Source organism: Planktothrix sp. PLAVEN19ND, from assembly GCF_057220675.1.
On sequence record NZ_CM170132.1, the window covers coordinates 3,761,953 to 3,773,871 of the forward strand.

At 44.9% G+C, this 11,919-nt stretch carries 10 protein-coding genes, 1 tRNA gene and 1 pseudogene; 9 read left to right on the plus strand and 3 right to left on the minus strand.

Annotated features, from left to right (window positions below; genetic code table 11):
- Position 1 precedes the first annotated feature (1 nt).
- The gene (gene sigC, locus AC2D3N_RS16220) at positions 2-1,252 is read right to left on the minus strand and encodes an RNA polymerase sigma factor SigC (protein WP_079678289.1); all 1,251 of its coding nucleotides are present in this window, start codon (positions 1,250-1,252) and stop codon (positions 2-4) included.
- A gap of 809 nt (positions 1,253-2,061) precedes the next feature.
- Here sigC and psbZ point away from each other — a divergent pair.
- The 7 genes from psbZ to AC2D3N_RS16255 all read left to right on the plus strand — a co-directional run bounded on the left by psbZ (position 2,062) and on the right by AC2D3N_RS16255 (position 6,017).
- A complete protein-coding gene (gene psbZ, locus AC2D3N_RS16225; RefSeq protein WP_026788463.1) occupies positions 2,062-2,253 on the plus strand; it encodes a photosystem II reaction center protein PsbZ in 192 nt (63 codons plus the stop codon).
- Between the two features lie 135 nt (positions 2,254-2,388).
- Complete coding sequence (ribH, locus tag AC2D3N_RS16230) at positions 2,389-2,964, plus strand: 6,7-dimethyl-8-ribityllumazine synthase (protein ID WP_484691493.1); 576 nt, start codon at positions 2,389-2,391, stop codon at positions 2,962-2,964.
- A gap of 80 nt (positions 2,965-3,044) precedes the next feature.
- A tRNA-Gly gene (locus AC2D3N_RS16235) sits at positions 3,045-3,116 on the plus strand.
- Positions 3,117-3,640: 524 nt separating this feature from the next.
- Positions 3,641-4,045: a hypothetical protein gene (locus AC2D3N_RS16240; RefSeq protein ID WP_026794931.1), complete on the plus strand. Its 405-nt coding sequence runs from the start codon at positions 3,641-3,643 to the stop codon at positions 4,043-4,045.
- Positions 4,046-4,174: 129 nt separating this feature from the next.
- On the plus strand, positions 4,175-4,423 hold the full coding sequence (locus AC2D3N_RS16245) for a hypothetical protein (protein WP_484691494.1): 249 nt from the start codon (positions 4,175-4,177) through the stop codon (positions 4,421-4,423).
- Between the two features lie 144 nt (positions 4,424-4,567).
- The gene (locus AC2D3N_RS16250) at positions 4,568-4,750 is read left to right on the plus strand and encodes a hypothetical protein (RefSeq protein WP_144017708.1); all 183 of its coding nucleotides are present in this window, start codon (positions 4,568-4,570) and stop codon (positions 4,748-4,750) included.
- Between the two features lie 4 nt (positions 4,751-4,754).
- Positions 4,755-6,017 (plus strand): glutamate-5-semialdehyde dehydrogenase, encoded by a 1,263-nt coding sequence (locus AC2D3N_RS16255; protein WP_079678286.1) that lies wholly within the window; start codon positions 4,755-4,757, stop codon positions 6,015-6,017.
- On the opposite strand, the gene AC2D3N_RS16260 is transcribed toward AC2D3N_RS16255, so the two are convergent.
- Positions 6,014-6,847, minus strand: a complete 834-nt coding sequence (locus tag AC2D3N_RS16260; protein ID WP_079678285.1) for an acyl-CoA desaturase — start codon at positions 6,845-6,847, stop codon at positions 6,014-6,016. The two genes, AC2D3N_RS16255 and AC2D3N_RS16260, sit on opposite strands and share 4 nt — an antisense overlap.
- A gap of 90 nt (positions 6,848-6,937) precedes the next feature.
- Here AC2D3N_RS16260 and AC2D3N_RS16265 point away from each other — a divergent pair, with 90 nt between their 5' ends.
- Positions 6,938-8,170: a methionine gamma-lyase family protein gene (locus AC2D3N_RS16265; RefSeq protein WP_200816734.1), complete on the plus strand. Its 1,233-nt coding sequence runs from the start codon at positions 6,938-6,940 to the stop codon at positions 8,168-8,170.
- Between the two features lie 273 nt (positions 8,171-8,443).
- Positions 8,444-9,004 carry a Uma2 family endonuclease gene (locus AC2D3N_RS16270; RefSeq protein WP_484691495.1) on the plus strand — a complete coding sequence of 187 codons (561 nt, stop codon included), beginning with the start codon at positions 8,444-8,446 and terminating at the stop codon, positions 9,002-9,004.
- Between the two features lie 59 nt (positions 9,005-9,063).
- Here AC2D3N_RS16270 and AC2D3N_RS16275 read toward each other — a convergent pair.
- Positions 9,064-11,812, minus strand: a pseudogene (locus AC2D3N_RS16275) (bifunctional acetate--CoA ligase family protein/GNAT family N-acetyltransferase).
- Positions 11,813-11,919: the final 107 nt, after the last annotated feature.

Below are 11,919 nucleotides of genomic sequence, written 5' to 3' on the forward strand. Positions count from 1 at the left end.
ATTAACTCAAAGACTCCAAATAGTCCCGCACCCGATTGCGACGTTTAGGTTGACGCAGTTTTTGTAGGGCTTTAGCTTCAATTTGACGGACTCGCTCCCGGGATAATTCCAACGCCCGACCAATTTCCGCCAGGGAATAGGGGTGTCCATCCCCCAAACCATAGCGCATCAAAATCACATCCCGTTCCCGACTGCTCAAATCTGCTAAAAGATTCTGTAAATCCCGATGTAAAGATTCACGCATGAGCATTTCTTCCGGTGTGACCTCCTCGGTTTCGAGTAAATCCCCTAATTCCGTATCCTTATCCGTTCCTACCTTCGTTTCTAAAGACACAGAACGGGGAACCCGCAGCAACACTTCTCGGACTTGTACCGGAGTCATTTCTAACTCATGGGCAATATCTTCAATGGTGGCGGTACGACCTTTTTCCTGAGAAATTTTCCGTTGTGCTTTTTTAATTTTATTCAGTTTTTCGGTAATATGAACCGGAAGACGAATCGTGCGACTTTGGGTGGCGATCGCTCGGGTAATCCCTTGACGAATCCACCAATAAGAATAGGTACTAAACCGATATCCCCGGGTCGGGTCAAACTTCTCCACCGCCCGCTCCAGTCCTAAAGTTCCTTCTTGAATTAAATCTAGCAGTTCCAAACCTCGGTTCTGATATTTCTTCGCCACCGATACCACTAAACGCAGATTCGCTTTAATCATCCGGTCTTTGGACTGTATCCCTTCGGTTTGAATCCGATCCAACTCCTCAACCGTCAAATTTGCGATTTCTGCCCAACACCTTTTGCCTGAAGCTAAAATCGGCTTGAGTTCCGTTACATCAATTCCAGCCGTGGTTGCCCACCGCTCTAAAGACGGACGATGACCCAACTGAGCCGATAATTGATCCCGAGTTTTGATCAGTCGCACATAAGTATTGATCAGTCCCTCATCCTGCTCGGCAGCATTGTCCCGTAAGTCAACTAACCTCAGATAACGCTGCACCTTTTGGGCTTCTGATACTTCTTCATCCCGCCCCAACAGACGCACCCGACCAATTTCTTGGAGATACAATCGAACTAAATCTGTAGTACGACGATTATTGCTGGGTTTCTGGAGTTTGACATCGCTGGCATCGCCTATCTCCAAATCAATTAAATCATCCAAATCAGGCTCAAGATCCTGACTCATTAGCTCATCAGGCTCAGAATAGTCCTGAAAAGAGGGGTTTAAGTTGTCGGCATCGATTTTAGTGGCTGGCATAGTTTATATCTCAGTTGCTCCAGTAATCAGAGGCTGCACTTACGGGGGTTAGCTCTTGCAACGGGATACCCCTGATCAGGGGTGACGTAGGATTGAGCTTTTCCGTTCCGGTGATATTACTTATACTGCCCTACCATCCATGATTTCAGGCAAAGCCTGGAAAATGATTTAATGATGGCCATTTAAAAACAGAGGGAGTAAGATCAGGTTGGGAATATTTGTTTTTTATTAACCTCTTAGTTAGTATAAGAATAACTCCGAAATTTCACAGTGATTCTTATCAAACCCTTAATTAATTTTCATCACTTCCCATAGGCGTCTGAGATCACCACAGGTAAATTTTAGATTTTTGTAACGAAAAATCAATAAACTCAGCAAATCTCAGCCCCCACACACAATACAAATTCCCTTCCCCTACCTCCCTACCTCCCTGCTCCCCCTGCTCCCCCTGCTCCCCCTGCTCCCCCTGCTCCCCCTGCTCCCCCTGCTCCCCCTGCCTCCCCCTGCCTCCCCCTGCCTCCCCTGCTCCCCCTGCTCCCCTACCTCCCTACCTCCCCTGCTCCCCCTGCCTCCCCTGCTCCCCCTGCTCCCCCTGCTCCCCCTGCTCCCCCTGCCTCCCCTACTCCCCTACTCCCCTACTCCCCTACTCCCCTACTCCCCTACTCCCCTACTCCCCTAGAAACCACCAGCTTAACTTCTTCTCACCGGTGGCAATTTCTGGTAGTTTTAATAATTAAACCGCTAAACAGGATTCGGTGAGCCTGTCAGCAGTATTTTTACTTACTGCCAAGTCAAGTTGGGAAAAAACAATGTTAACAATTCTGTTTCAAGTTGTCCTTGCGGCACTGGTGATTTTATCTTTTCTCCTGGTGGTAGGCGTTCCCTTTGCCTATGCCTCCCCCCAATACTGGAGCCAATCTAAGCCTTTGCTTTATGTGGGTTCCGGTCTTTGGTTCGTGTTAGTGATTTTAGTTGGTGTATTAAACTACCTAGTGGTTTAATACACCTGGGGAATTGAGGGTGGGAAGGTTTGGGACAGTTGCCCTGAGCGGTTCAACCTAAGATTCCCTATCGATTTATGTCTTAAATTATATATTTGTTAACTTTTGTTAACAAAAAAGGATCGGATAACAAAAATGGCGGTTTTTGAGGGAAATTTTACCCAGACAAACTCCTTAAGGTTTGCCATAGTGATTGGTCGGTTTAATGACTTGATCACAACCAAACTGTTAGAAGGATGTCAAGATTGTTTAAAACGACATGGGATTGATCCCGATCCCCAGGGAACACAAGTTGATTATGTTTGGGTTCCGGGGAGTTTTGAGATTCCCTTAGTAGCTCATCAGTTGGCTTTAACCCGTCGCTATGATGCGATTATTTGTTTGGGGGCCGTAATTAAGGGACAAACTCCCCATTTTGATTATGTCTCATCGGAAGTTTCCAAAGGGATCGCAGCTGCGGCGTTTCAAACGGGTGTTCCCGTGATTTTTGGGGTTCTGACCACCGACACCATGCAGCAAGCCCTAGAACGAGCCGGAATTAAAGCCAATCACGGTTGGAACTATGCGATGGATGCGATTGAAATGGCAAATTTAATGCGTCAAATTAAGCAAAGTGCAGCAACAACTGTGGATTCTACGGCGGTTTTATCTGCTAGTGCTAGTCCGGCTTTGTCAGGGGAAACCCTGAAACAGCAGTCAGAAAACCGTTAAACTCTCAGGCTATAAAAAATTTTGGGAAAGGGGTTGACAAATTTCAAGATTTTTGGAATCATAGAAAAGGTGAACGAGTTGCGGGTGTAGCTCAGTGGTAGAGCGTCACCTTGCCAAGGTGAATGTCGCGCGTTCGAATCGCGTCACCCGCTTGGAAAGAATATATGGTAGCATTTTATCGGGAGAATTAGTTCTCCCGATAATTTTTTGTCATTTTTTTGTTTGGTCTTTGGTGTACTCGGAGTTTTTTTCTCCATCGACTGCAAAGTTGGGCGGGTTGTTTAGACCACTAATATCCTAACACAAAGCCTAAGTGGAACTTAGGGGTTTAAAACCCATTTTTCTGATAAAAGCCGAAACAATCAAGGTTTCTGAAAATTATAGTTTCACCCGAGATCAAGCCTTTGAAATGGCTGCTCTGATCCGAGCTTTCCTGAATAAATCTTAGGTCAAACCCTTTTAACAGAAGGTTTATCGCTCTAGTTTTAGAAGATTCACAAAAGCTGAGGATTTAGACTTTTGAGGATGCAAATCAAAATTGCCGTGATATAATCCCTGAAGAATAGGAATTAAAAAAAGCTAACCCTTTAAATTCAAAGTTCAACTTGACTATAATTGATTTAATTTACTTTTTTCTTCTCAATTATTACAAAAACATTAAGTTAATTAATCACTTGTGCCATCCCAAAAAGCTCAAAAGATTGATTTGAATGGGGATTATCCTTGCCCCTGTCGGCGAAAGGGGCGGCTAGTTCCCATTGCGCTGACGGAAGCCTTTGGCTGCGATCGCTGTCAGCAAATTTTCGTTGTTGATGAGAGTGGTTATTGCTTGGAACAACTCGCCACCCATTATCCTTATAAACAGGCTTGGCGTTGGACAGGTCATCAATGGAACAGAGCCAGTCCAGGGTTAAAAGCCCACTATTTACCCATGGCTTTGGGGATGCTCCTAGTTCCATTAGTGATCTGGTTACCATTAGCCCTGTATTCACCTGGGCCAAACCTTGTGTTATGGGCAATGGTTGCTATCGTGTTAGCAATGTTACCCGCACTGATGGTTTGGCTCGCTTACAGGCGTTAGTGGCGTGGATAATTGATGATTTCTCTCTCCCTCCGACCGACAATCCTTGGCGTCGTGCTTACCCTGCTAGTTTTGAATTAGCCAAAACCAAAGGAGCAGATCGAAGTCTCGCCTGATGGTGAAGGCATTGTGAGCGCGCCTGGAGGAGTGGGGGTTTTAGTTGATGATTTTTATTTAGGCTTTGTGGTTGTAGGCGTAGGATGTGTGGCCGCAGGCTTTTTAGGTGCAGGTGCAGGATGTGTGGCCGCAGGCTTTTTAGGTGCAGGTGCAGGATGTGTGGCCGCAGGCTTTGTGGTTGCAGGTGCAGAATGTGTGACCGTAGGCTTTTTGGTAGGCGCGGAAGTCTCTGCCAACGCCGGAGAAGTTCCCGAAGCGTAAGCAATACCAGAAATTAAGGCTGTAATACCAAGGGTGGTAGCCAAAACAGTCTTACCAAATTGAAATACCATAATCAGTAAGTCCTATAGGGATTGGGGTAATGTGGTATTGGTTTACCTTTGCCTGACAGTATCACGGGTTTTTATGACACCCATGTGTCAAAGACATGAAGATTTGATGACTTTGGGGATGCTCTTAATTCCGTTAGTGATCTGGTTACCATTAGCTTTGTATTTACCTGAGCCAAATCTTGTGTTATGGGCAATGGTTGCTATCGTGTTAGCGATGTTACCCGCACTGATGGTTTGGCTCGCTTACGGGCGTTAGCGGCATGATAATTGATGATTTCTCTCTCCTTCCGACCGACAATCCTTTGCGTCGTGCTTACCTTGCTAGTTTTGAATTAGCCAAAACCAAAGGAGCAGATCGAAGTCTCGCCTTGCAACTGATGGCGAAGGCCTTGCGATCGCGACAGAATGACATCCTAGAAGCCAATACTCTTGACCTAGAAGCCAGTCGCAACCTAGGACTATCGGAATTAATCACCGACTGGCTGAAACTCACTCCAGAACGCTTAGAAACCACCGTTCAAATTTTAGAGCGTCTGGGACAACTGCCCGATCCCATTGGTCGGGTGATGAGTGCTTCCTATCAACTCGAACAGGGACAAACCTATTTTCAACCAATTCCCCTGGGGGTAGTGGCGTTAATTTATGAAGCCTTTCCCGAATTGGCGGCTATTGCCACGGGACTCTGTTTAAAAACCGCCAATAGTTTAGTGCTACTAGGTGGAACAGAAGCCACCCATTCTAATCAGATGATTATTCAAACCTTGCAAATCGCCTTAGAGGAATCGGGACTCCCCCCAGGCTGTTTAGAAATCTTACCGTCAGAACCCCATACCCCGATTCAACAGTTAATCACTCAAGACAAATATATCAATTTAGTCATTCCCTACGGACGCCCCCATTTTGTGCAACAAGTGGTGAATCAATCCACAGTTCCGGTGTTGCGCTCCGCCATAGGAAATTGTTATTTATATTGGTCATCTACGGCAAGTGTGGATACAGCCCGATGGATGATCTTAGATAGTCATGATGGTAAACCGGATGCTGTGAATGCCATTGAAAAAGTTCTGATTGATCCCAATCAAAAAAGCTCATCCCTAGTGCGATTATGGAATAACTTAAGAGAAGCTGGCTTTGAACTGCGAGGAGATGAAGGGTTCGCTCAAGAATTTTCGGAATTGATCTTAGCGGAAACAACGGAATGGTCAAGACCCTATTTAACTCGCACCGTTGCTTTTAAAAGGGTAGATCATTTAGAACAAGCGATTATTTGGATGAATACCCATAGTAGCGGTCACGCGAACTGTTTAGCCACCGAATCCTATTCCGAGAGTCGAAAATTTGCCCAGGATGTTAATAGTGCTTTGACTTTTATTAATGCGTCTCCCCGATTTTCCCGTCACTTGAACCGAGGAGACGCAATCTTTCTGGGAATTTCTAACCAGAAAGGGTATCGTCGGGGATTAATTGGTTTAGAAGCCTTAATGACCCTGAAGCACGTTGTTCAGGGTAATCGGCAATTTTAGATCCGTTGAGCTTCAGCATTGGCGGGGGGTAATTTTACTTTTTGGGCGAGCCCTAACGCTTGTAACAGCGAAATGGTCATCCAGGTTAAGTCAATTTCCCACCATTGCAGACCGTGACGGGCGGAATATTGAAAAGCATGGTGATTATTATGCCAACCCTCACCATAGGTGACAACGGCGACCCACCAACAGTTACGCGAGGAATCTCCCGACTCATAGGTTTGATACCCAAATTTGTGCGTGGCACTATTGACAAACCAGGTGCAGTGGAACATCACCACCACCCGAAAGAAAATACCCCAAACCACAAAAGGCCAACCCCCCATTAGATACAGCAAGAATCCAAATACCACTTGAATCACCAAGAAGTAGGTTTGGAAGAACTGATATACTGGGTCATCGGAAATGTCTTTTGTGAAACGGGGAATTTGCTCATCCGCCGGAGTGTGGAACAACATCCAGCCCATATGACTCCACCAAAAGCCTTTTGTGGAATCATGGGGATCTTGATCTTGATCAGAATATTGATGATGGAGACGGTGTAACCCGATCCAATCAATTGGCCCCCCCTGACAGGCCAAGGTTCCACAAAAGATTAAAAAATATTCTAACCATTTGGGAGCCTCAAAACTGCGATGGCTAACCAGGCGGTGGAATCCTAGGGTAATTCCTAAGCCTCCAGTCACCCAATGCAAAAATAGAGCTAGACCCACGGCGGCCCAGCTAAAGTTACTGGGCAAAAATACCAACAGCGCGGCAGCATGGAGCGACACCATAAAAGCAATGGTGATCCAGTCGGGCTTATATTGAGGTGAAGTTGCGATCGTCATGAAGAAACGAAAATTCGAGCTTTTTTTTTAACGAAAGAGTCCTATTTGCGTCATAATTATGCACCGCCCACAAATTGATTGAGTTCAGTGATGATATCTAGCATCGAACAGCTAAAAGAAGCAGAACAGGAACTATTTCCGATTTTTTCTGGTATTGACACGCAGGTCAAGCATAATCTTAAACGAGTTTTAGATTCCTTCCGTCACTACCGAGTTGGAACTCACCACTTTGCAGGCGTTACAGGTTATGGCCACGATGATTTGGGACGTCAAACCTTAGATCAAGTCTTTGCTGAGATTATGGGAGCCGAATCTGCTGCGGTACGAGTGCAGTTTGTTTCTGGAACCCACGCCATTACCTGTGCCTTATTTGGCTGTTTGCGTCCTGGGGACGAACTGCTGGCGGTAGCTGGCGCTCCCTACGATACCTTGGAGGAGGTGATCGGTGTGCGCGGTCAAGGTCAAGGTTCATTATTAGAGTTTGGCATATCTTACCGCCAATTGGATCTCACTGCCCCAGGAAAAATTGATTGGCAGGGTCTACAGTCGGCAATAACGGCTAAAACCCGGATGGTTTTAATTCAGCGTTCCTGTGGCTATTCCTGGCGTTTGAGTTTATCGATTGATGAGATTGAGAACATTGTTAATATTGTGAAAAAACAGAATCCCCATACTATTTGTTTTGTCGATAATTGTTATGGCGAATTTATTGAAACCCGGGAACCAACTGCCGTGGGTGTGGATTTAATGGCGGGTTCTTTGATTAAAAATCCCGGGGGAACTATTGTACAAGCGGGGGGTTATGTAGCTGGGCGGGAAGATTTGGTGGAAGCGGCCACTTGTCGATTAACTGCGCCAGGTATTGGGAGCAGTGGGGGGGCAACTTTTGATCAAAATCGGATTCTGTTTCAAGGGTTATTTTTAGCACCTCAAATGGTGGGAGAAGCAATTAAAGGAAGCCATTTAACGTCTTATGTTTTTAATCAATTAGGATACCCGGTTAATCCTTTACCGTTTGAAAAAAGAAGGGATGTTATTCAAGCTATTGAGTTAGGTTCTCCCGAGAAATTAATTGCTTTTTGTCGAGCTATTCAACAATATTCTCCTATTGGTTCCTATCTGGAACCCGTACCCGCAGAAATGCACGGATATGAAAGTCATTTAGTCATGGCGGGGGGGACTTTTATTGATGGCAGTACCTCGGAATTTTCCGCCGATGGGCCGTTAAGAGAACCTTATATTGTCTTCTGTCAAGGGGGAACCCATTGGACACATATTTCCTTGGCATTAGAAGCCGCAATTGAAGCCGTGGGACAGGTTTAATGTCCAGAAACCGGGGTTTTTTCCAATCTTTCGGTTTGTAATTGTAGGGGCGGGTTCTGGAATAATTTATGATACTTACAGATAATTTTGATCAACCCGCCCTATCTTAACTGTTAATTTGCAGATGGGGTGGGGCGGGTTTTGTGAGAGGGTTTGTGAATATCAAATATCTGGGAGAACCTGCCTCTACGGGTAGAAAATAGTAATTTTCATATTTTTAAAGCGATCGCCTATAATAGAAATATTTAATTCTCTAATTATATTACAAATACGATGACTACAGCTATTCAAGCTCAACTGACTTTAGAGGAGTTCCTTAAACTTCCAAAAACTAAACCTGCTTCAGAATTTATTCAAGGAAAAATTATTCAAAAACCGATGCCTCAAGGCGAACATAGTGTACTTCAAGGTGAACTCTGCAAATCTATTAATCAAATTGCTAAAAGTCAGAAAATAGCTTATGCTTTTCCAGAATTACGTTGTACTTTTGGAGGAGTATCTATTGTTCCAGATGTTACGGTATTTCGATGGGAAAGAATTCCTTTATTACCATCGGGACGAATTGTTAATAGATTTGAAATTAATCCTGACTGGTCAATTGAAATACTTTCTCCTGAACAAAGCCAAACTAAAACTTTAGGTAAATTATTGCATTGTTTAAGCCATGGGACTGAGTTGGGATGGTTAATTGACCCAGAAGCCGAAAGTATTTTAGCAGTATTTCCAGGTCAAAGAGTTGAATTATATCAAGGTCTAGCAAAATTACCTATTTTAGCAGGAATTGAGTTAGAGTTAACAACAGAGATGGTTTTTAGTTGGTTGAATTTGAGTTAAATTGAAAGCAGCGATCGCTAACAATATTCTTGATGAAAAAAAACAGTTTCTATTAACCCTTACAATTGAATTTCCGCCCTCACCATCGGTTCACCAATAACCCGATTTAAGGTAAACCCTAATTGTTGACAAATATTCTGCATAATCCGATTATCGCTGAGAATTTCGGCAAAAATCAGAGGCATTTTCTCTTGACGGGCAATATTCAGTAATTGGCGCAATAACTCCGTACCAATTCCCTGACGTTGGTAAGTATCACTCACCAGTAAGGAAAATTCCACCTCATCGTTACCATAACCTTTACTCAGTCGTCCCACCCCAATAATTTTATTTTCCCCAGTTTCGGGGTGTTGATATTCGGCGACCAAAGCCATTTCCCGGTCATAATCAATAAAACACAACCGCGATAAGCGTTCATGGGTAACACGGGAACTGAGTTTCACCAGATGAGCATAGCGTAAATAAACACTTTCCTCCGACAAACTTTCATCGAACTTGACCATCAAGGGTTCATCTTCAGGGCGGATGGGCCGAATGGTAATCGCCATGCCTTTTTGGGATGTCCAATGGGTAATATATTGCCGAGGATAGGGGCGAATGGCCGGTTTTGGTAAATCTTCGGGTTTGGTGTCGGGGGAATGTAAGACCACTCGGGCATCTAAGGCGATTAACTCATTTTCCGAAGCCAATAATGGGTTAATGTCAATCTCTTTAATCCAAGGCTGTTCGACTACCAAATTCGAGAACCGGACTAATAACTCTTTTAAGGCTTCCATATCGACTGAATGCCGACCCCGCACCCCTAACAGGGCTTTATAAATTTTGGTTTGTTCCATCATCCGCCGGGCAAGGGTCGTATTTAAAGGAGGTAACGCCAAGGAGCGATCTTTGAAGACTTCGACTAATTGCCCACCCATGCCAAACAACAACACCGGGCCAAATTGAGGATCAAGGCTACTACCAATAATCAATTCATAGCCTTCTAATTTGACCATCTTTTGTACCGTCACTCCTTGGAAGTGTTCGGCCCCTACCTGTTGGGTCACAGCGTTTTCAATATCGGTATAGGCTTGACGGACAGCTTCGGGGGTATCGAGGTTGAGTTTCACCCCGCCCACATCGGTTTTATGGGTAATGGTTTTTGACAGGAGTTTCAATACCACTGGATAGCCTAACTGTTCGGCTGAGTTCACCGCAGCATCGGGAGTTGAGGCGATATAGGTTTGTACGGTGGGTATGCCATAGGCTGAAAGTAGACGTTTGGATTCAAACTCCGTTAACAGGGTGCGTCCTTCGGCTAAAACCGAGTCAATCAGATGTTGTACACAATCACAAACGAGACTATCATCCTCACTAGCCTTTGGTAAACTCGGAGTTTCATACAACCCTCTTAAATTGTAGGTGTAGCGCCACATATAGTTAAACATCCGTACTGCCGAGTCGGGATAGGCAAAGGTGGCGATATTGGCCTGATTGAGAATTTTAATCCCCGATTCCACATCCGCGCCCCCCATCCAACTGGCTAAAATCGGTTTATGGGGCATGGTCAGACAACGATCTTTCAACTGTGCCGCCGTTTTACCCGGATCGGTCATGGCTTGAGGAGTTAAAATTACTAAAATACCATCACTATTCGGATCTTCTACAACGATATCAAAGGCTTTGGCATAGCGTTCGGGGTCAGCATCCCCTAAAATATCAATGGGGTTATCATGGCTCCATTGGGGCGGTAGGACTTGATTTAGAGCCTCCAGGGTTTCGCCCGAGAGTTGGGCGAGGGTGCCTCCCTCTCCAATTAGGGTATCGGTGGTTAATACCCCTGGCCCTCCAGCATTGGTTAAAATCGTGAGTCGTGGCCCCTTGGGTCGGGGTTGTTTACTCAGAAGTTCGGCAATGGAGAACAAATGGGCGATATGATACACCCGCAGGATGCCACAACGTCTAAAAGCCGCATCTAAAACATCATCACTTCCGGCCATGGCTCCGGTGTGGGAGGCGGCGGCTTTGGCGGCGGCTTCGGTGCGTCCAGCCTTAATCACAATAATTGGTTTAGTTAGGGCGACTTCCCTGGCTGCGGATAAAAAAGATCGGGCATCCCCGATGGATTCCATATAGATAACTATACTTTCAGTCTGGGGATCATTGCCTAAATAATAGATTAAATCTCCCCAACCAATATCTAACATCGAACCGATGGAAACGAAGGCACTAAACCCGACATTTTCTCGGAAACTCCAGTCTAAAATCGAAGTACATAAAGCCCCACTTTGACTAATAAAACCCACACTTCCCGGTTTTGCCATGGCATTCGCAAAGGTGGCATTAAGTCCGGTTAAGGGATTCATTAATCCTAAACAGTTGGGGCCGATAATTCTAATTTTATTGGCTCGCGCAATTTGTAAAACTTTCTGTTCTAATTCTATGCCTTTAGGGCCGATTTCTTTAAATCCAGCCGATAGAATAATTACCCCTTTCACCCCGACGGCGGCGCACTCCTCCATCACCCCGGGAACACTAGGAGCCGGGGTAGCAATGATGGCTAAATCGACGGGTTCTGGAGTATCCTTAATACTAGGATAGGCCTTAATTCCTAAAATACTATTGCGATGGGGATTCACGGGAAAAACCATCCCGCCAAAAGGACTACTAATTAAATTCCATAGTAGAGTTTCTACCCACACTATTGGGCTTTTCCGTCGCCCCAATCACCGCCACGGTTTTAGGGTTAAAAATCGCATTCAGAGACTGATGTTCGTAGCGTAAGACATCATGGGCGGGGTCAGAAATTCGAGTTGTTGTGGCTACCATAGAAATCAGTTATCAGTTATCAGTTATCAGTGTAAGAGTTGATCGATTATGAATCCATGATAAAAGGTTTCTGAAGCTCAAAATAGGGTTTTAATCTTAAATTTATA